Source organism: Caulobacter sp. GW821-FHT05F04, assembly GCF_059419665.1.
Genome location: NZ_JBWKSF010000001.1, coordinates 900,958 through 921,831, shown reverse-complemented (window position 1 = coordinate 921,831; position 20,874 = coordinate 900,958). Strand labels below are relative to the sequence as shown.

At 67.7% G+C, this 20,874-nt stretch carries 15 protein-coding genes and 1 pseudogene; all 16 read left to right on the top strand.

Annotation, left to right across the window (positions count from 1 at the left end; translation table 11 throughout):
- The first annotated feature begins 13 nt into the window (after window positions 1-13).
- The 16 genes and pseudogenes from AC07R7_RS04330 to AC07R7_RS04255 all read left to right on the top strand — a co-directional run bounded on the left by AC07R7_RS04330 (window position 14) and on the right by AC07R7_RS04255 (window position 20,770).
- Entirely contained in the window at window positions 14-688 is a 675-nt protein-coding gene (locus tag AC07R7_RS04330) for a GntR family transcriptional regulator (RefSeq protein WP_494634283.1), read from the top strand.
- 56 nt (window positions 689-744) lie between these two features.
- Complete coding sequence (locus AC07R7_RS04325) at window positions 745-2,244, top strand: aldehyde dehydrogenase (RefSeq protein WP_494634282.1); 1,500 nt, start codon at window positions 745-747, stop codon at window positions 2,242-2,244.
- Window positions 2,245-2,251: 7 nt separating this feature from the next.
- Entirely contained in the window at window positions 2,252-3,706 is a 1,455-nt protein-coding gene (locus tag AC07R7_RS04320) for an NAD-dependent succinate-semialdehyde dehydrogenase (protein WP_494634254.1), read from the top strand.
- A complete protein-coding gene (locus tag AC07R7_RS04315) occupies window positions 3,703-5,064 on the top strand; it encodes an aspartate aminotransferase family protein (protein ID WP_494634253.1) in 1,362 nt (453 codons plus the stop codon). The genes AC07R7_RS04320 and AC07R7_RS04315 overlap by 4 nt, the downstream gene beginning before the upstream one ends.
- 139 nt (window positions 5,065-5,203) lie before the next feature.
- Window positions 5,204-6,583: a glutamine synthetase family protein gene (locus AC07R7_RS04310; protein WP_494634252.1), complete on the top strand. Its 1,380-nt coding sequence runs from the start codon at window positions 5,204-5,206 to the stop codon at window positions 6,581-6,583.
- 52 nt (window positions 6,584-6,635) lie between these two features.
- Window positions 6,636-7,730 carry an ABC transporter substrate-binding protein gene (locus AC07R7_RS04305; RefSeq protein ID WP_492886655.1) on the top strand — a complete coding sequence of 365 codons (1,095 nt, stop codon included), beginning with the start codon at window positions 6,636-6,638 and terminating at the stop codon, window positions 7,728-7,730.
- Window positions 7,731-7,836, top strand: a pseudogene (locus AC07R7_RS04300) (hypothetical protein); the annotation flags it as partial. It abuts the gene before it with no gap.
- Window positions 7,836-8,756 (top strand): ABC transporter permease, encoded by a 921-nt coding sequence (locus AC07R7_RS04295; RefSeq protein WP_494634251.1) that lies wholly within the window; start codon window positions 7,836-7,838, stop codon window positions 8,754-8,756. The pseudogene AC07R7_RS04300 and the gene AC07R7_RS04295, both read left to right, overlap by 1 nt.
- Window positions 8,757-8,912: 156 nt before the next feature.
- Window positions 8,913-9,770: an ABC transporter permease gene (locus AC07R7_RS04290; RefSeq protein ID WP_494634250.1), complete on the top strand. Its 858-nt coding sequence runs from the start codon at window positions 8,913-8,915 to the stop codon at window positions 9,768-9,770.
- Between the two features lie 127 nt (window positions 9,771-9,897).
- Window positions 9,898-11,043, top strand: a complete 1,146-nt coding sequence (locus AC07R7_RS04285) for an ABC transporter ATP-binding protein (protein WP_494634249.1) — start codon at window positions 9,898-9,900, stop codon at window positions 11,041-11,043.
- 158 nt (window positions 11,044-11,201) lie between these two features.
- A complete protein-coding gene (locus AC07R7_RS04280; protein ID WP_494634248.1) occupies window positions 11,202-11,954 on the top strand; it encodes a gamma-glutamyl-gamma-aminobutyrate hydrolase family protein in 753 nt (250 codons plus the stop codon).
- A 16-nt stretch (window positions 11,955-11,970) separates the two neighbouring features.
- Window positions 11,971-13,374 carry an aspartate aminotransferase family protein gene (locus AC07R7_RS04275; RefSeq protein WP_494634247.1) on the top strand — a complete coding sequence of 468 codons (1,404 nt, stop codon included), beginning with the start codon at window positions 11,971-11,973 and terminating at the stop codon, window positions 13,372-13,374.
- Window positions 13,371-14,771, top strand: coding sequence for a glutamine synthetase family protein (locus tag AC07R7_RS04270; protein ID WP_494634246.1), 1,401 nt, complete (start codon window positions 13,371-13,373; stop codon window positions 14,769-14,771). Before AC07R7_RS04275 ends, AC07R7_RS04270 begins: the two co-directional genes overlap by 4 nt.
- A gap of 36 nt (window positions 14,772-14,807) precedes the next feature.
- Window positions 14,808-16,058 (top strand): NAD(P)/FAD-dependent oxidoreductase, encoded by a 1,251-nt coding sequence (locus AC07R7_RS04265; protein ID WP_494634245.1) that lies wholly within the window; start codon window positions 14,808-14,810, stop codon window positions 16,056-16,058.
- Between the two features lie 175 nt (window positions 16,059-16,233).
- Complete coding sequence (locus AC07R7_RS04260) at window positions 16,234-18,255, top strand: tetratricopeptide repeat-containing sulfotransferase family protein (protein WP_494634244.1); 2,022 nt, start codon at window positions 16,234-16,236, stop codon at window positions 18,253-18,255.
- A 142-nt stretch (window positions 18,256-18,397) separates the two neighbouring features.
- Complete coding sequence (locus tag AC07R7_RS04255) at window positions 18,398-20,770, top strand: TonB-dependent receptor (RefSeq protein ID WP_494634243.1); 2,373 nt, start codon at window positions 18,398-18,400, stop codon at window positions 20,768-20,770.
- The last annotated feature ends 104 nt before the right edge of the window (window positions 20,771-20,874 follow it).

Below are 20,874 nucleotides of genomic sequence, written 5' to 3'. Positions count from 1 at the left end.
GGCGGTGGAAAAGATGGTCCAGACCCGCCGTCCGCTGGCCGATCAGACCGCCGTTCATGATCAGATCTATGAGGCGATCCGCCAGGCGCTGATCACCGGCCGGATCGCCCCCGGCAAGGGCGTGTCGCTGCGCAGCCTGGCCGCCGAACTCGGCGTCAGCCCCATGCCCGTGCGCGACGCCGTGCGCCGCCTCGTCGCCGAGCGGGCCCTGGCGATCAATCCGGCCAACAAGCGCCTGTCCGTTCCCTCGCTCACCGCCGACCGGCTGGAGCAACTGTCCCTGGCCCGGCTATGGGTCGAGCCGGAGCTGGCGGCCCGCGCCGCGATCCACGCCGACGCCGGCCTGGTTCGCCAGCTGCAGGCGATCGACGCCGATGTCGACGAAGCGCTGCGGCTGGGCGATGTCGACCGCTACATGACCGCCAACCACGCTTTCCACTTCGCCCTCTATGAGCGGGCGGGGGCGGACGTACTGCTGTCGATGGCCGGCGGCCTGTGGCTGCAGGTCGGGCCGTTCATGCGGGTGGTGTTCGGCCGGGTGGGAGCCGACGGCCTGGTCGCGGATCGCCACGCCGAGGCCATCGACGCCCTGAAGGCCGGCGACGCGGACGGCGCCCGCCGCGCCATCGCCGCTGACCTGTCCGAAGGCATGGACAAGATGCGCGTCGCGGTAGACGCGGCGAGATAAAGTCGGATGCTTGACACTTCCTGTGGTCAGGCAAACTGTGATCACAATCAGTACGGATTTACCGCGTGACCCTGCCCGCCGACATTGCCGAGCGCCTGTCCCGCCTGGAGCCGCCCAGCCGGGCGGTGATCGACGGCGCGCGGGTCGAGGCCGTCACGGGGGCGACCTTCCAAAACGTCTCGCCGCGCGACGGCCGAGTGCTGAACCTGGTGACGGCCTGCCAGCCCGAGGACGTGGCGCTGGCCGTGTTCAGCGCTCGCACGGCCTTCGAGGATGGCCGCTGGCGCGACCAGAGCCCGCGCGCCAAGAAGAAGGTGCTGTTCCGCCTGGCCGAACTGATGGAGCGCGACGCCGAGGACCTGGCCCTGCTGGAGAGCCTGGACGTCGGCAAGCCGATCAGTGACGCGCGCAATGTCGATGTGCCGCTGGCGATCAACACCTGTCGTTGGTACGCCGAGGCGCTGGACAAGGTCTATGGCGAGGTCGGGGCCTCGCCGGTCGACCGCCTGAGCTATGCCGTCCACGAGCCGCTGGGCGTGATCGGGGCGATCGTGCCGTGGAACTTCCCGCTGCACATGGCGATGTGGAAGGTCGCGCCCGCGCTCGCCATGGGCAATTCGGTGGTGCTGAAGCCGGCCGAACAGTCGCCGCTGACCGCCCTGAAGCTGGGCGAGCTGGCTCTCGAGGCTGGGCTCCCGGCGGGGGTGCTGAACGTCGTCCCCGGCCTCGGCGGCGTCGCCGGCGAGGCCCTGGCCCTGTCGATGGACGTCGACATGATCGCCTTCACCGGCTCGGGCCCAGTGGGGCGCAAGCTGATGGAATATTCCGCCCGCTCGAACCTGAAGCGGATCAGCCTGGAGCTGGGCGGCAAGTCGCCCCAGATCGTCTTCGCCGACTGCCCGGACCTGGACGCCGCCGCCCAGGCCGCCGCCTGGGGCGTGTTCTATAACCAGGGCGAGGTCTGCACCGCCGCCTCGCGCCTGCTGGTCGAGGCCTCGATCAAGGACGAATTCCTGGAGAAGGTCGTGGCCGTCGCCAGGGGCATGGTCGTCGGCGATCCGCTGGATCCGACCACCCAGTTCGGCGCCATGGTCAGCGAGCGGCAGATGGACACCGCGCTGGACTACATCGCCACCGCCGACAGCCAGGGCGCGCGCCGCGTTCTGGGCGGTCAGCGCATCCGCCAGGACAGCGGCGGCTTCTATGTCGAGCCGACCATCTTCGACCGCCTGGAGGCCGACCACACCCTGGCCCGCGAGGAGGTGTTCGGGCCGGTGCTGGGGGTGATGAGCTTCAAGTCCGAGGACGAGGCGCTGCAGCTGGCCAACGACACCGTCTATGGCCTGGCCGCCGGCCTCTGGACGTCCGACATCAACCGCGCTCTGCGCGGTGCGCGGCGGCTGAAGGCGGGGCTGGTCTGGGTCAGTGGCTGGGACGCCTGCGACATCACCATGCCGTTCGGGGGCTTCAAGCAGTCGGGCTTTGGTCGTGACCGCAGCCTTCATGCGTTGCACAAGTACGCCGACCTGAAGTCGGTGTCCGTGACGTTGAGGTAGCCCGCCCATGACCAGTTCTTCCCGCCTGAATCTCGTTGAAACCGAAGCCTTCATCGACGGCCTCTGGATCGAGGGCGACGCGACGTTCGAGGTGCTCAATCCGGCCGACGGGACGGTGATCGCCAACGTGGCCGACCTGGGCGCCGGCGAGACGCGGGTCGCGATCGAGGCCGCGCACCGCGCCTTCCCGATCTGGGCCGCCAAGACCGCCAAGGAGCGTGGGGCGATCCTGCGCAGGTGGAGCGACCTGATGCTCGCCCACGCCGACGATCTGGCCCGGCTGATGACCGCCGAGCAGGGCAAGCCCTTGGCGGAGTCGAAGGGCGAGGTGGCCTATGGGGCGGCGTTCATCGACTGGTTCGCCGACGAGGCCAAGCGTGGCTACGGCCACACCATTCCGACCCCTATGCCCGGCAAGCGGCTGATGTCGATCAAGCAGCCGATCGGGGTCTGCGCGGCCATCGCGCCGTGGAACTTCCCGATCGCCATGATCACCCGCAAGGTTGGGCCGGCCCTGGCCTCGGGCTGCACGGTGGTGGTGAAGCCCGCCGCCGAGACGCCGCTGTGCGCCCTGGCCATCGCCCGGCTGGCGGTCGAGGCGGGCGTGCCGGCCGGGGTGCTGAACGTCGTGACCGGCAAGGATTCCAGCGCCATCGGCAAGGCGCTGTGCGAGGACGGCCGGGTCCGCAAGCTGTCGTTCACCGGCTCGACCCCGATCGGCAAACTCCTCTACGCCCAATGCGCCGGCACGATGAAGAAGCTCAGCCTGGAGCTCGGCGGCAACGCGCCCTTTATCGTCTTCGACGACGCCGACCTGGAGGCCGCCGTCGACGGCGCGATCGCCAGCAAGTACCGCAACACCGGCCAGACCTGCGTCTGCGCCAACCGGCTGCTCGTGCAGTCGGGGATCCACGACGCCTTCGCCGCGCGGCTGGCCGAGAAGGTCGCGGCGCTGAAGGTCGGTCCGGGCACGGGCGACGGGGTCCAGATCGGTCCGCTGATCAACGACAAGGCGCTGTGCAAGGTCGACCGCCTGGTGACCGAGGCGGTCCGCGACGGGGCCAGGGTGCTGACCGGCGGCGACCTGCACGGCCTGGGCGGCCTGTTCTACCAGCCGACCGTGCTGGTCGACGCCACGCCCCAGATGGCGCTGTTCCAGGAGGAGATCTTCGGCCCGGTCGCGCCGATCGTGAAGTTCGAGACGGAAGCCGAGGCCATCGAGCTGGCCAACGCCACGCCGTTCGGCCTGGCGTCCTATTTCTACAGCCGCGACGTCGGCCGCTGCTGGCGCGTGGCCGAGGCGATCGAGGCCGGCATGGTCGGCATCAACGAAGGGCTGATCTCGACCGAGGTCGCCCCGTTCGGCGGGGTCAAGGAATCCGGCCTGGGCCGCGAGGGCTCGTCCGAGGGCTTGGATGAGTATCTGGAGACCAAGTACCTGTGCTTTGGCGGGGTAACATGATCGCCGATCTCGCCCGAACCGTCCCCGACCTTCTCGCCAGCGAACGCGCCCGCTTCCTCGCCGAGCATCCGCGCTCGGTCGCCATGGCCAAGGCGGCGGCCGCCCACTGGCGCGGCGGCGCGCCGATGCACTGGATGAACGACTGGGCGTCTCCGAGCCCGATCTTCGCGGCGCAGGGCGTCGGGGCCCAGGTCACCGACGTGGACGGCAAGCTTTATGACGACTTCTGCCTGGGCGACACGCCGGCGATGTTCGGACACAGCGATCCGTCCGTGGCCGCCGCCGTCGCCGACCAGGTCAGGCGCGGGGCCGGGTTCATGCTGCCGACCGCCTCTGCGGTGATCGTCGGCAAGTTGCTGGCCGAGCGCTTCGGCCTGCCGCTGTGGCAGACGGCGACCACGGCCAGCGACGCCAACCGCGCGGCGATCCGCTGGGCGCGGGCGGTGACGCAGCGGCCGGTGATCCTGGTGTTCGACGGCTGCTATCACGGCATGGTCGATGACGCCTTCGTGGTGCTGAAGGACGGCGAGCGCGTCATGAAGCCGGGCCTGCTGGGCCAGGTCCAGGACCTGACCGCCACCACCTGGGTGGTGCCGTTCAACGACCTGGCGGCCCTGGAGAACGCGCTCGCCTCCGACCAGGTCGCCGCCGTTCTGGCCGAGCCGGTGATGACCAACTGCGGAATGATCCTGCCCGAGCCCGGCTTCCACGACGCGCTGCGCAGGCTGACACGCGACGCCGGGACCCTGCTGATCATCGACGAGACCCACACGATCTCGACCGGGCCTGGCGGTTACACTCGCGCCCATGGCCTGGAGCCCGACGTTTTCGTGCTGGGCAAGGCCGTCGCCGGCGGCGTGCCGGCCGCCGTCTGGGGCGTCACCGCCGAGCTGTCGGCGCGGATGGATGAGGCCCAGGCGCGGATCGGTCCGGGCCAGTCCGGCATCGGCACGACGCTGTCGGGCAACGCTCTGGCCATGGCGGCCATGCGGGCCATGCTGTCCGAGGTGATGACCGACGCGGCCTACGCCTGGATGCTGGCCGGCGCCGAGCGGCTGGTCGCGGGTCTGAAGACCGTGATCGCCGCGCGCGCGCTGGCGTGGTCCGTCGCCCATGTCGGCGCCCGCGTCGAACTGGTGTTCGCCGATCCTCCACCGAAGAACGCCGCCGCGATGCGGAAAGTGCTGGACCATCAGGCGGTGGAAGCGCTGCACTTGTGGCTGATCAACCGGGGCGTCCTGATCGCGCCCTTTCACAACATGATGCTGGTCTCGCCCGTCACCGACGACGCGGCGATCGACCGGCTGGTCGCGGCCGTTGATGGGTTCGCGGCCGCTATGGGGGAGATGCCTGGATGAACTCTTCAAACATCCGATCTTCCCGGCGAATGCCGGGACCCAGATCCGACTTGAGCTTTTGCCGCGATTGGCGCGTCCCAGCCTTACGATCTGGGCCCCGGCATTCGCCGGGGAAATCGGATTTTGGTGGGGCGCCGGCATGAGCATGGTCGCTGATCTCAAAGAATGCCGCGATTTCCTTGCGGCAAACCCTCAAGTCCGCTTCGTCGAGGTGTTCTTCACCAGCATGACCGGCGTGCCGCGCGGCAAGCGGCTGCGGGTGCATGAGCTGGAGGCCATCTACGAATACGGCCGCTTCCTGCCGGGCTCGGTGCTGGTGGTCGACACCAACGGCGCCGACTGCGAGGACACCGGCCTGGTCTGGGAGGACGGCGACGCCGATCGCCGCGCGCGGCCCGTGCCCGGAACCCTGACCCTGGCCCCTTGGCTCGGTCCCGACGTCGCCCAGGTGATGCTGTCGATGTACGAGCTGGACGGGACGCCCAACGACCTCGACCCTCGCCACGTGCTGCAAAGGGTGCTGGACCGCTACGCCGCCGATGGCCTGACGCCCGTCGCCGCGTGCGAGCTGGAATACTACCTCGTCGATCTGCAGCGCGGTCCGAACGGCGAGCTGCAGCCGGCCAAGTCGATGCAGACCGGCCTGCGCCCCACGGGCATCCAGGTCTATGGCCTGCCTGAGCTGGAGGCCCACGCCCCGTTCCTGCGCGAACTGTGGGACACCGCCGACGTGCTGGGCGTGCCGCTGGAAGGCGCGATCTCGGAATTCGCCCCAGGCCAGGTCGAGCTGACCCTGAAGCACAAGCCCGACGCCCTGCGCGCGGCCGACGACGCGGTGCTCTACAAGCGCGCCGCCAAGGGCGTCGCTCTGCGTCACGGCTGCGAGGCGACCTTCATGGCCAAGCCGTGGGCGGAGCGGGCCGGCAACGGCTTCCACGTCCATCTCAGCGTCAATGACGCGGACGGCAACAACCTGTGCGCCGCCGAGGATCTGGAAGGCTCGCCGCTGCTCAAGCAGGCCATCGCCGGCATGAAGGCGCTGTTGGGCGAAGGCATGGCGATCCTGGCGCCGAACGCCAACAGCTATCGCCGCTTCAAGGCCAACTCCTACGCGCCGGTGGCCCCGACCTGGGGCGTCAACAACCGCACGGTCAGCTTGCGCGTCCCCGCCGGCCCGCCCAAGACCCGCCACGTCGAGCACCGCGTCGCCGGCGCCGATGGCAATCCGTACCTGGTGATGGCGGTCCTGCTGGCCAGCGCCCACCACGGCATCGCCAACAAGCTGGATCCGGGCCCGGCGGTGATCGGCGACGGCTACGCGGCGGCGGCCAAGGAGAACATCCGGCTGCCGTCCAACTGGTTCGCGGCGGTCGACCTGTTCGAGACGTCCGCCGTGCTGCGCGACTATCTCGGCGACCGCTTCGTGGACATGTTCGTCTCGGTCAAGCGTACCGAACAGGCGCGCTTCTTCGAGGTCGTCACCGAACTCGATTTCGACTGGTACCTCCGCAACGCCTGACGGCGAGTAGCTGCCCAAGGCAAGGCACACACGGAACAAGAGGGAGTTTCGAATGAGCGGATACAGGAACGGCGGGGCTTCGCGGCGCTCGCTTCTGACGGCCTTCGGGGCGGCGGCCATCGGCCTGTCGTTCACGGCCTGCGGCGAGAAACCCAAGCCGGCCGGCGCGAACGGCGAAGAGCCGAAGCTGAACTTCTACAACTGGGACACCTATATCGGCGAGACCACGCTGGGCGACTTCAAGAAGGCGACCGGCGTCGACGTGAACATGAGCCTGTTCGCGACCAACGATGAGCTGTTCGCCAAGCTCAAGGCTGGCAATCCGGGCTTCGACGTGATCGTGCCGTCGAACGAGTTCGTCACCCGCATGGGCCAGGCCGGCATGCTCGAGGTGCTGGATCACGCCAAGATCCCGAACATGAAGAACATCGACCCGTCCTTCCTGAACCCGGACTTCGACCCGGGCCGGAAGTACTCGATGCCCTACACCTGGCTGCTGCTGGGCATCGGCTACCGCAAGAGCAAGGTCCAGGGCGTGCCCGACAGCTGGAAGTGGCTGTTCGACAGCGACAAGTACAAGGGTCGCATCGCCCTGCTGTCGGAAAGCGCCGACCTGGTGCGTCTGTCGGCCAAGTATCTGGGCCACTCGGTCAACAACATCCCCGAGGACATGCTGCCGAAGATCGAGCAGATGCTGATCAAGCAGAAGCCGTTCGTGAAAGCCTTCCACGATGACAACGGCCAGGACCTGCTGGTCTCGGGCGAGGTCGATCTGGTGCTGGAATACAATGGCGACATCGCCCAGGTGATGAAGGACGATCCGGACCTCGACTTCGTGGTGCCCAAGGAAGGCTCGCTGATCAACAGCGACACCCTGTGCATCCCGAAGGGCGCGCCGCGACCGAACAACGCCCACGCCTTCATCAACTACCTGCTGGACGCCCAGGCCGGGGCCGAGATCACCAAGACGATCCTCTACCCGACCCCGAACGCGGCGGCCAAGGCGCTGATGCCGGAGAGCTACCGCAACAATCCGGTGATCTTCCCGCCGGCCGACATCATGGCCAAGTGCGAGTACGGCGCGTTCGAAGGGGCCGAGAAGGCCAGTCAGTACGAGGAAATCATCACGCGGGTGCGGGCGGCTTAGACCGCGGAAAATCCTCCCCCCAAGGGGGAGGCGGCCGAAGGCCGGAGGGGGAAGTTCGGGCTGTCCGGCTTCTTCCCCCTCCGTCGCCTCCGCTAGGGGGAGGATTTGGAGGGCTCAATGGAACAATCCTGGAAACAGGCCAAAGCCGTCTTCGCCGCCGCGCTGGGACCGCCGCTGGTGTGGCTGGTGGTGTTCTTCCTGGCGCCGATGGCGATCGTCTGGGCCTACAGCTTCGGCCACAACGAGGGCCTGACGCAGATCGCAATCACCGGCACGTTCCACAACTACGCCCGGGCGATCGAGCCGCTGTACCTGAAGATATTCCTGAAGTCGGCCTGGGTGGCGGGGCTGACCACGGGCCTGTGCCTGGTTCTGGGCTTTCCGGTCGCCCTGGCCATCACCTTCGCGTCCGACAAGGCCAAGACCTGGCTGCTGCTGATGATCATGCTGCCGTTCTGGACGAACCTCCTGATCCGTACCTACGCCCTGATCGCCGTGTTGCGCACCGAGGGCTATATCAATCAGAGCCTGGAATGGCTTTGGAAGGGCGGGGGAGGACTGGCCGCCCTGGTCGGCCTGCAGCCGCTGGGCGACTTCCAGCCGCTGGGGCTGCTGCACAACAATTTCGCGGTGATCCTGGGCCTCGTCTACGTGCACCTGCCGTTCATGGTGCTGCCGCTCTATTCGGCCCTGGACCGGCTGGACAAGTCGCTGCTGGAGGCCAGTCTCGACCTCGGCGCCGGGCACATGCGGACCCTGTTCAAGGTGGTCGTGCCCCTGGCCCTGCCGGGTATCGCCTCGGGGATCCTGATCACCTTCATCCCGGCGCTCGGCGCCTATCTGACCCCGGACCTGCTGGGCGGCCCCGACAGCCAGATGATCGCCAACGTCATCGAGCGCCAGTTCAAGCGCGCCAACGACTGGCCGTTCGGCGCGGCCATGTCGTTCGTGCTGATGTACCTGACCTTCATCGCCATCGCGATCCAGGCGGTGCTGGCGAAGAAGACGCCGGAGGCGAAGGCATGACGGCCCTCAATCCGATCTTCCCGGCGAAAGCCGGGACCCAGATTCAGCCTGAGCCTTTGGGGTGTACGCGCCTTTCGGCGGCTCCCGCTGGTCTGGCGCGCGTGGGTTTGATCTGGGCCCCGGCGTTCGCCGGGGAAACGGGGAAGGGGATCGATCGTGGCTAAACGCTCTCCTCCCGGTCCGCTCGAATACCTCCGCCGCTGGCCGATGCAGGCCTGGCTGGCGATGGTGGGGATCTTTCTCTACGCGCCGCTGGTCGCCCTGATGGCGTTCAGTTTCAACGACAGCCGGCGCAACATCGTCTGGAAGGGCTTCACGCTCAAATATTACGACAAGCTGTTCAACGACTCCGCCCTCCTGGAAGCGTTCGGCAACAGCCTGACGATCGCGGCGGCTTCGACGGTGATCAGCCTGATCCTGGGCGCCTCGGCGGCCCTGCTGCTGTGGCGCTTCCGCTTCCCGGGTAAGACGGTCCTGGACGGCGCCCTGGCCCTGCCGATCGTGGTGCCCGAGATCTGCATGGGCGTGGCCATGCTGGTGTTCTTCGCCCGGGTCATGCCCTGGCCGCAGGGCCTGCCGTGGCCGCTGAACCTGGGGGCGATCATCATCGCCCACGTGTCGTTCTCGTTCCCGTTCGTGGCGGTGGTGGTGCGCGCCCGCATGGCCAGCTTCAACCGCGAGATGGAGGAGGCGGCCCGCGACCTGGGGGCCGGTGAGTTCCGCACCATCAAGGACGTGATCCTGCCGCACATGGCGCCGTCGCTGGTGGCCGGGGCGCTGCTGGCCTTCACGCTGAGCCTGGACGACTTCGTCATCACCTTCTTCACCGCCGGGCCGGACACGGTGACCTTCCCGGTCAAGGTCTATTCGATGGTCCGCTTCTCGGTGACGCCGGAGGTCAACGCGGCCTCGACGGTGCTGATCGTGCTGACCGTGCTGCTGACCGCGGCGGCGCTGAAACTGCAGGGGGACCCGGCGGCGACCGCCGGTCACGGGACGGGGGATCCGAAATGAGCGCTCGCCTCCTTCCGATCTTCCCGGCGAAAGCCGGGACCCAGATTCAGCCTGAGCTTTGGCCGTACCTGGCGCTTCCCAGCTTTACGATCTGGGCCCCGGCTTTCGCCGGGGAAGTCGGGGTTCTGTGTGTCGGGGGACAAGCCCAGTGAGCCAACCGAAACCCATCATCACCTTCGAGAACGTCACCAAGCGCTTCGGCAAGCTGGCGGCGGTCGACAACGTTTCCCTGACCGTGACCGAGGGCGAGTTCTTCGCCCTGCTTGGCCCGTCGGGCTGCGGCAAGACCACTCTGCTGCGGATGCTGGCCGGCTTCGAGACGCCCACCGAGGGCCGGATCCTGATCGACGGCCAGGACATCTCCAAGGTGCCGCCCAACAAGCGCCCGGTGAACATGGTGTTCCAGTCCTACGCCGTGTTTCCGCACATGAGCGTGGCCGACAACGTCGCCTACGGCCTGGTGGTCGACAAGGTGGGCAAGGCCGAGCGCGACCGCCGCGTCGAGGAGGCGCTGGAACTGGTGCAACTGGGCGGCTATGGCGACCGCAAGCCCGACCAGCTGTCCGGCGGTCAGCGCCAGCGCGTGGCCCTGGCCCGGGCCCTGGTCAAGCGGCCGCGCGTCTTGCTGCTGGACGAGCCGCTGTCGGCCCTGGACGCCAAGCTGCGCGAGCAGATGCGCACCGAACTCTGCACCCTGCAGGAGAAGGTCGGCATCACCTTCATCATGGTCACCCACGACCAGGACGAGGCCCTGGCCCTGGCGTCGCGTTGCGCGGTGATGAGCCGGGGCGTGCTGCAGCAGGTCGCCACGCCCAGCGATCTCTACGAGTTTCCCAATAGCCGCTTCGTGGCCGACTTCATCGGCAGCGTGAACCTGTTCGAGGGCGTGCTGGCCGTCGACGAGCCCAGCCACGCGGTGATCCGCTCGCCGGACCTGCCGGTCGACATCTTCCTCGACCACGGCGTCACCGGCGCCCGCGGCGGCACGGTCTGGGCGGCGATCCGCCCCGAGAAGATCGAGCTGCACAAGAAGGACGGCGACGAGCCCCCCAACCTCGGCGACTGCCCGAAGGGGACCAACGCCATCGCTGGCGTGATCAGGCACGAGGCCTATCTGGGCGGCTCCTCGACCTACGAGGTGGAGATCGAGGGCGGGCGTCGGATCAAGGTCCAGCGCTCGAACCTGACCCGCTGGGACCAGGAAGACTTCAAGCTGGGCGAGACGGTGTGGCTGTGCTGGCACGCCTGCTCGCCGGCGGTGTTGTTGTCGTGACCCATGCTTAGCCATAACCCGACCTTCCCGGCGAACGCCGGGACCCAGATTCACCCAGAGCGTCGATCGACGTCGCGCCTCCGGAATGCGCCAGCCCATCGGACCTTGGCGCCCTCGATCTGGGCCCCGGCATTCGCCGGGGAAATCGGAGGTCTAGGATGACCACCCGCCCCGTCGCTGGAATCATCTGCTGCACGCGCACCGTCGGGGTGGAGTCGGCCCAGGCGGTGATGAGCCGCTATGTCGAGGCGACCATGGCCCATGGCGACGTCGCGGCGCTGCTGGTCCCGTCCCTGCCGGGAAGGATGCGGGCGGCCGAGGTCGCCGGGCGGCTGGACGGGCTGATGCTGACAGGCAGCCCCTCCAATCTCGACCCGGCGCTCTACGGCGAGGAGATCGGCGACGCGCCAGGTCCGTTCGACGCCGCGCGCGATGGCATGACCGCCGACCTGATCAAGGCCATGCTGGACCTCCGCAAGCCGGTGTTCGGGATCTGCCGCGGCTTCCAGGAGATCAATGTCGCGTTCGGCGGCACGCTGCGACGGGACATGGCCGCCAACGCCGACCTGATCGCCCACCACGCGCCGGACGACGTCGATTTCAACGGCATGTTCGACCACACCCACGCCGTGGAGCTGACGCCGGGCGGCGTCCTGGCCCGCGCTTTCGGCGTGGAAGAGGCTGTCGTCAACTCGGTGCACTATCAGGGTGTCGACCGGCTGGGCGAGGGGCTGACCGTCGAGGCGCGCGCGCCCGATCGCGTCGTCGAAGCCTTCTCCGCCACCGTCAACGGCGCGCCGGTGCTGGCCGTCCAGTGGCACCCCGAATGGAAGCCGGCGCAGAACCGGCAGTCGCGGATCTTTTTCGAAATCTTCGGACGCGCCCTCAGAGGCGCGCCGCTCGTCGTGTAAGGCCAGGAGCTTCAAGATGACCGTCCCCATCCGCAACCACGACGTCGCCGAGCTCAAGCGTCTCGACCTCGCCCACCACCTGCCGGCCCAGGCCGATCACAAGGTCCTGTTCGAGCTGGGCGGCAGCCGTGTCGTCACCCGCGCCGACGGGGTCTACATCCAGGACGGTGACGGCCACCGCATTCTGGACGGCATGGCCGGCCTGTGGTGCGTCAATGTCGGCTACGGCCGCACCGAGCTGGCGGAAGCCGCCTATGAGCAGATGCTGGAGCTGCCGTACTACAACACCTTCTTCAAGACGACGACGCCGCCGACCGTGAAGCTGGCGGCCAAGATCGCCGAGAAGATGGGCGGCCATCTGACCCACGTGTTCTTCAACTCGTCGGGCTCGGAGGCCAACGACACGGTCTTCCGCCTGGTCCGCCACTATTGGAAGCTCAAGGGGCAGCCGCAGCGCACCGCCTTCATCAGCCGCTGGAATGCCTATCACGGCTCGACCGTGGCCGGGGTGTCGCTGGGCGGCATGAAGCACATGCATGTGCAGGGCGACCTGCCGATCCCCGGCGTCCACCACGTGATGCAGCCCTATCCGTTCGGCGACGGCTTCGGCGAGGACCCGGCCGCCTTCCGCGACCGCGCCGTCAAGGCGATCGAGGACAAGATCCTCGAGGTCGGCCCCGAGAACGTCGCGGCCTTCATCGGCGAGCCGGTGCAGGGCGCGGGCGGGGTGATCATCCCGCCGGACGGCTACTGGCCGGCGGTCGAGGCGCTGTGCCGCAAGTACGGGATCCTCCTGGTCTGCGACGAGGTGATCTGCGGCTTCGGGCGCCTGGGTGAATGGTTTGGCCACCAGCACTACGGGATCAAGCCCGACCTGATCGCCATGGCCAAGGGCCTGTCGTCCGGCTACCTGCCGATCTCGGCCGTCGGCGTGGCCGACCACATCGTCGCCGAGCTGCGCGAAAAGGGCGGCGACTTCATCCACGGCTTTACCTATTCGGGCCACCCGACCTGCGCGGCGGTGGCGCTGAAGAATATCGAGATCCTGGAGCGCGAGGCCCTGATCGAACGCACGCGCGAGGACACCGGCCCCTATCTGGCTAAGGCCCTGGCGACCCTCAATGACCATCCGCTGGTGGGCGAGACCCGCTCGCTAGGCCTGATCGGCGCCGTCGAGATCGTCCGCGAGAAGGGGACCAACCATCGTTTCCTCGACAAGGAGGGCGAGGCCGGCCCGATCGTGCGGGACCTCTGCATCAAGAACGGCCTGATGGTCCGCGCCATCCGCGACAGCATCGTCTGCTGCCCGCCGCTGATCATCACCCACGCCGAGATCGACAAACTTGTCGCGATCATCCGCCAGTCTCTGACCGAAGCCGAGCCCGTGCTGCGGGCGCTCAAGCCGGAGGCGGTGTCATGAAGCCGAAACACAACAAGGCCAAGCGCGAGACCACGCTCAATCGGGGGGTCTCGTCGCTGGAAGAGGCCCAGGCCTGGTTCGCACGGCAGAGCATCGAGGAGATCGAGTGCGTGGTGCCCGATCTGGCCGGCGTGGCGCGCGGCAAGATCATGCCGGTGCGCAAGTTCCTCGGCACGCCCTCGATGAACCTGCCGCTGGCGGTGTTCTACCAGACCATCACCGGCGACTTCCCCGAGTTCGAGGGGGCGGTCAGCGCGGTGCAGTCCGACACCGACATCTTCCTGACCCCGGACTTCGCGACCCTGGCCGCCGTGCCGTGGGCCCAGGACCCGACGGCCCAGGTGATCCACGACGCCTTCCATCCCGACGGCCGTCCGGTCGAGGAAGCCCCGCGCCAGGTGCTGCGGCGGGTGCTGGCCCTCTATGCCGAGCAGGGCTGGGTGCCGATCGTGGCGCCGGAGATCGAGTTCTATCTCGTCGACAAGAACACCGACCCGGACTACCCGCTCAAGCCGCCCATCGGCCGCTCAGGCCGGCCCGAGACCGGGCGGCAGGGCTATTCGATCAGCGCGGTCAACGAGTTCGATGCGCTGTTCGAGGACATGTACGAGTACTCCGAACGCCAGGGCCTGGAGATCGACACCCTGATCCACGAAAGCGGCGTGGCCCAGATGGAGATCAACCTCCGCCACGGCAATCCGCTGGAGCTGGCCGACCAGGTGTTCATGTTCAAGCGCACCATCCGTGAGGTGGCGCTGGAGCACGAGATCTACGCCACCTTCATGGCCAAGCCGATGGCCAGCGAGCCCGGCAGCGCCATGCACATCCACCAGTCGATCGTCGACAAGGACGGCCAGAACCTGTTCTCGCACCGCAAGTCGGGCGAGGAGACGGTGCTGTTCCATGGCTTCATCGCGGGGCAGCAGACCTATCTGCCGGCGATCATGGCCATCCTGGCGCCGTACGTGAATTCGTATCGCCGGATCGCCAAGGACTCGGGCGCGCCGGTCAACACCCAATGGGGCTATGACAACCGCACCTGTGGTCTGCGGGTGCCGCCGTCAGGGCCGGAGAACCGCCGGCTGGAGAACCGTATTCCCTCGTCGGACGCCAATCCGTACCTGGCCATCGCGGCCTCGCTGGCGGCGGGCTATCTGGGCATGACCCAGGGGCTGAAGCCGAGCGATCCGGTCGCGACCGACGCCAGCGTGGCGGGCGTGCAGCTGCCGCGCAGCCTGTCGGAGTCGCTCAAGCTGTTCGAGCAGTGCGAGCCGCTGGTCGAGATCCTGGGGCCGATCTTCTGCCAGGCCTATGACCGCGTGAAGCAGGCCGAATACGAGACCTTCATGCGCACGATCAGCCCGTGGGAGCGGGAGTTCCTGCTGCTGAATGTGTAGGCCCTCGAAGCCCTTCCCTCATCAGGGGGGAAGGGGATGAACTGGTATGAGGCCACGGTCCCCGACCGTCCCGACCTGCCGCCGCTCGACGGCGACACCCAGGCCGACGTCTGCATAGTGGGCGCCGGCTTCACCGGTCTGGGCGCGGCCCTGGCCTTGGCGGCCCGAGCCAAGGTCGTGGTGCTGGAAGCTGGCCGGGTCGGCTGCGCGGCGAGCGGACGCAACGGCGGCCAAGTCCATACCGGCCAGCGGCGCGATCAGGTCTGGCTCGAGAAGACCGTCGGCCGCGATGACGCCCGGGCCCTGTGGCGGCTGGCCGAAGACGCGCGCGCGCACTTCAAGGCCCTGACCGACGCTATTCCGTGCGACTGGCGGCCAGGGATGATCCACGCGCGCCACAAGCCAAACGGCGAGGCCGAGGACGCCGACTACATCGCCCTGATGGCCGACCGCTATGGCTACGACCATCTGGCGCTGATCGACGAGGCCGGCCTCGCCAGCGAGCTGGGGACCGACGTCTATCACGGCGGCCTGATCGATCGCGGCGGCGGCCATGTGCATCCGCTTAAGCTGGCCCTGGGCATGGCGCGGCGAGCGATCGCGGCGGGCGCGATGATCCACGAGAACACCCGCGCCGAAAGCTGGACGCGAGCGGGCGGCAAGATCGTCGTCGAGACCGCGACGGGCCGGGTCACCTGCGATCAGCTGATCCTCAGCGGCGACGGCCTGCTGAACGCCATGGCCGGCAAGGCGGGCGCGCGGGTCATGCCGATCAACAACTTCATCGCCGTCACCGCGCCGCTGGGCGGCCTGGCCGAGACGATCATCCGCTCCAACGCGGCGGTGTCGGACAGCCGGTTCGTCGTGAACTATTTCCGCAAGACGCCCGACGGCCGGCTGCTGTTCGGCGGCGGCGAGAACTACCGGCCGGGGTTTCCGAGCGACATCGCCGGCATGGTCCGCAAGACCCTCGCCAAGGTCTATCCGCGGCTGGCCGACGTCCCGATCACCCACGCCTGGGGCGGGACCCTGGGCATCACCATGAGCCGGATGCCCTTCGTCGGCGAGATCGCGCCGGGCGTCCGCGTGGCCTCCGGCTATTCCGGGCAGGGGGTGATGCTGGCGCCGTATGTCGGCAAGCTGCTGGCCGAGGCGGCCTTCGGCGAGACGGAGGGCGTCGACCTGCTCTCGCGCCTCCCCACCCCGCCGTTCCCGGGCGGGCGCCTGCTGCGCTGGCCGCTGACCGTGGCCGGGCTGAGCTGGTACGCGTTGCGGGATCGGCTGTAGCGCGCCTTCCTCCCCCTGAGGGGGAGGTGGTCGCGAAGCGGCCGGAGGGGGAAGTGCTTCCCCGCCGACCTCTTCCCCCTCCGTCGTCTCTTCGAGCCGACACCTCCCCCATCAGGGGGAGGATTTGGCGACGCTCCGATTGACACGCTCCCCGGCGCTCCGCTCTCCTCGCCGCATGGAGTCCACGACCGCCCAGCCCGCCATGAGTCTCGCCGCGGCGCTCGAACACGCCGAGCGTCTGCTGGAGGTCGATCCGCGCCTGGCGGCCGAACAGGCGCGGGCGATCCTGGAGGTCGTGCCGCGCCATGCCGACACCACCCGCGTGCTGGCCGCGGCCCTGCGGCTGTCGGGGGATCCCGAGGCCGCCGCCGCGACGGTCGGGCCGCTGGCCGAGGCCCTGCCGAACCTGCCCCTGGCCCAACTGGAACTGGCGCTGAGTCTGGAGCAACTGGGCCGCACCGCCGAGGCCGTCCGCGCCTTCGATCGCGCCAGCGCGCTTGAGCCGCGCCTTTCGGAGGCCTGGCGCGGGCTTTCCGAGAACCTGGCGCTGCTGGGCGACGAAGTCGGCGCCGAGAAGGCCCTGGCGCGGCAGCTGCGCGCCTCGACCCGCGATCCCATCCTGGTCGAGGCGGCGACGGCGCTATCCGACAATCGTCTGGGCGAGGCCGAGCGACTGCTGCGCGAGCGGCTGAAGGAAGACGCCGGCGACGTCGCCGCCATCCGCATGCTGGCCGAGACCGGCGCGCGCCTGGGCCGCTACGCCGACGCCGAGGGCCTGCTGACCCGCTGCCTTGAGCTGGCCCCCAACTTCGCCGCCGCGCGGCACAATCTGGCGACCATGCTCTATCGCCAGAACAAGAACCTGGAGGCCCTGACCGAGATCCAGCGTCTGACCGACAAGGATCCACGCCATCCCGGCTACGCCAACCTGCGGGCGGCGATCCTGGCGCGACTGGGCGAGTACGACCAGGCCATCGCCGTCTGCGAGCGGATGCTGGCCGAATACCCCAACCAGCCCAAGGGCTGGATGAGCTATGGCCACGCGCTGAAGACCGTGGGCCGCCAGGCCGACGCCATCGCCGCCTACCGCAAGGCCCTGGCCCAGGCGCCGACCCTGGGCGAGGCCTGGTGGAGTCTCGCGAACCTGAAGACGGTGAAGTTCGATACGGCCGATGTCGCGGCCATGACCGCCGCCCTCGACGCGCCGGGCCTGTCCGACGACGACCGCCTGCACCTGCGCTACGCCTTGGGCAAGGCGCATGAGGACGCGCAGGCCTGGGACGTGGCGTTCGAACACTACGCGGCCGGGGCGGCGATCCGCCGGAATCAGCTGGACTACGACGCGCAAGAGAACGCCGCCGAGACGGCGCGGGCCAAGGCGGTGTTCACGCCCAGCTTCCTGTCGGCGCGGGCGGGGCAGGGCTCCCAGGCCCCCGATCCGATCTTCATCGTCGGCCTGCCGCGGGCCGGCTCGACCCTGATCGAACAGATCCTCGCCAGCCACTCGATGGTCGAGGGCACCATGGAGTTGCCCGACCTGATCGTCATGGCGAGGCGACTGGGCGGCAAGACCGCCAACCGGGCCGAGTCCAGCTATCCCGAGGTGCTGGCCGAGCTGTCGCCGGATGAGCTCCGCGCGCTGGGCGAGGAGTTCATCGAGCGCACCCGTGTCCAGCGCAAGACCGACAAGCCGTTCTTCATCGACAAGATGCCCAACAACTTCGCGCACGCCGGCTTCATCCACCTGATCCTGCCGAACGCCAAGATCATCGACGCCCGCCGACATCCGCTGGGCTGCTGCTTTTCGGGCTTCAAGCAGCACTTCGCCCGGGGGCAGGCGTTCAGCTACGACCTGACCGACATCGGCCGCTACTATGCCGACTACGTGGAGCTGATGGCCCACTTCGACGCGGTGCTGCCGGGGCGCGTCCACCGGGTGATCTACGAGGCGATGATCGAGAATCCGGAGCGCGAGATCCGCGCTCTGCTGGACCATTGCGGCCTGCCGTTCGAGGAAGCCTGCCTGTCGCCGCACAAGAACGACCGCGCCGTCCGCACCGCCAGTTCAGAGCAGGTCCGCCGCCCGATCTTCAAGGATGCGGTCGAGCACTGGCAAAAATTCGAATCACACCTCGACCCGCTGAAGCAGGCATTGGGACCGGTCCTCGACGCCTATCCGGACGCGCCCGTTATTTGACCATCCGCCCGGCGTCCTCCCCCGCGCCTGCCATTTCTGCAACACTTCAAGGAATTGACATCAAACTGAAATTTCCAATCTTGCCGGACGCTTGAGGCAGGTCGAACCTCGTTCGATCAAAGCCGCCAAGGGGAGCGACTAAATGTCGTCGGGATCGGTTCGTTTGAAGAAGGTCGGCATGTGTTCCGCCGCCTTGTTCGCATCTACAATGTTCACCACCATCGCCTACGCTCAAGCGCAGGCGCCGCAATCATCGACCGCTCTGGAAGAAGTGGTCGTCACCGCGCAGAAGCGATCGGAAAACCTGCAGGATGTGCCCGTCAGCATTCAGGCGATGGGCGGCGAGAAGCTGGAGCAACTGCAGGTCGCGGCCTTCGTCGACTATGTGAAGTACCTGCCCAGCGTGTCGTTCACGACCTCGGGCCCAGGGTTCGGCCAGGTCTATATGCGCGGCGTGGCCAGCGGCGGGGACGGCAACCACTCCGGCTCGCTGCCCAGCGTCGGCGTCTATCTGGACGAACAGCCGGTCACCACCATCCAGGGCGCCCTGGACATCCACGTCTACGACATCGCCCGGGTCGAGGCCCTGGCCGGTCCGCAAGGCACGCTGTATGGCGCCAGTTCCCAGGCCGGCACGCTGCGGATCATCACCAACAAGCCGACCACCAGCGGCTTCTCGGCCGGCGTCGACGTCGAGGCCAACAAGGTCGATCACGGCGGCACGGGCCACACGGTCGAAGGCTTCGTCAATATTCCGCTGTCGGACAAGATGGCCGTGCGGGTGGTCGGCTGGGACGTCCGCGACGCCGGCTATATCGACAACGTGGCGGGCACGCGGACCTACACGCGCGGCGATGCCGATCCGACCAATGACGTGACGATCAACAACAAGTCCCGGGTCAGGGACAATTATAATTCCGTCTACACCCAGGGCGGCCGCGCGGCCCTGCGCATCGAGGTCGACGACAACTGGGTGATCACGCCCACGGTCATGGGCCAGGTGCAGAAGGTGGGCGGCCTGTTCGCCTTCGATCCCAAGGTCGGCGACCTCAAGGTCGCGCACTTCTACCCGGAAAGCAGCAAGGACAAGTGGGTCCAGGCGGCCATGACCATCGAGGGGCAGATCGCCAATCTCGACGTCACCTATGCCGGCTCGTACCTGAAGCGTAACGACGTCACCAACTCGGACTACACCGACTACTCGTACTTCTACGACCAGTTGGGCTCGGGCTTCGCCTGGACCGACAACGCCGGCAATCTCGTGAACCCCTCGCAGTACATCCAGGGCAAGGACCGGTACCGCAAGGAAAGCCACGAGATCCGCATCGCCTCGCCGCAGGACCAGAAGCTGCGGTTCGTGGTCGGCGGCTTCTACCAGAAGCAGAAGCACCACATCTTCCAGAACTACAAGATCGACGGTCTGGGCAGCACGCTGTCGGCGCCGGGACATACGGGCACCATCTGGCTGACGGCGCAGCAACGGATCGATCGGGACAAGGCCGTGTTCGGCCAGGCCGAGTATGACATCACCGAAAAGCTGATGCTGACCGCCGGTATCCGGTTCTTCAAGTCGAACAACACCTTGGCCGGCTTCTTCGGCTATGGGGCCGGCTATGGCTCGACCGGGGAGCGGGCCTGCTTCGCCTCGACGGTCAAGGTCGACGACGCGCCTTGCATCAACCTGGACAAGGGCACCAAGGAGAGCGGCAACTCGCCAAAGGTGACGCTGACCTACAAGATCGACGGCGAAAAGCTGGTTTACGCCACCTATTCCAAGGGCTTCCGGCCGGGCGGCATCAACCGCCGCTCGACCCTGCCGCCCTACCGCGCCGACTATCTGGAGAACTACGAAGCGGGCTGGAAGACCACCTGGCTGAACAACAGCTTCCGCTGGAACGGCGCGGTGTTCATGGAGGACTGGAAGAACTTCCAGTTCTCGATCCTGGGCGCCAACGGCCTGACCGAGATCAAGAACGCCAACCAGGCCCGCATCAAGGGCGTGGAAAGCGACATCACCTGGGTCCCGGTCCACGGCCTGACGATCAACGCCTCGGGCGCCTATACCGACGCCAAGCTGACGGCCAACTACTGCGGCTTCACCGACGCCTCGGGCAATCCGATCACCACCTGCGCCTCGCCGCAGGCTCCTGACGGCACGGTCCTGCCGGTGACGCCGAAGTACAAGGCCAACCTGACGGCGCGCTACGAGTTCAGCCTCGCCGACTGGGACGCCTTCGCCCAGGGCGCCGTCGTCGGCCAGTCCGGCAACTGGACCGACCTGCGCCTGAAGGAGCGCGCCATCATCGGCCGGCAGAAGGGCTACACGACCGCCGACTTCTCGGCCGGCGTCGACAAGGATGGCCTGTCGATCTCGGTCTATCTGAAGAACGCCTTCGACAAGCGGGCCAGCCTGAACCGCTACGCCGAGTGCGCCGAAAGCGTCTGCGGAACCCAGTACTACATCGTCCCGAACCAGCCCCGCACCATCGGGGTCAAGCTGGGCAAGACGTTCTAGGATCCGTTCAAGGTCTAGGGGGAAGGGGAGTCTCGATCATTCCCCTTCCCCCGTCATTCCCGCCACAAGGGCGGGAATGACGACAGAATAGCCGAGCGGGTTAG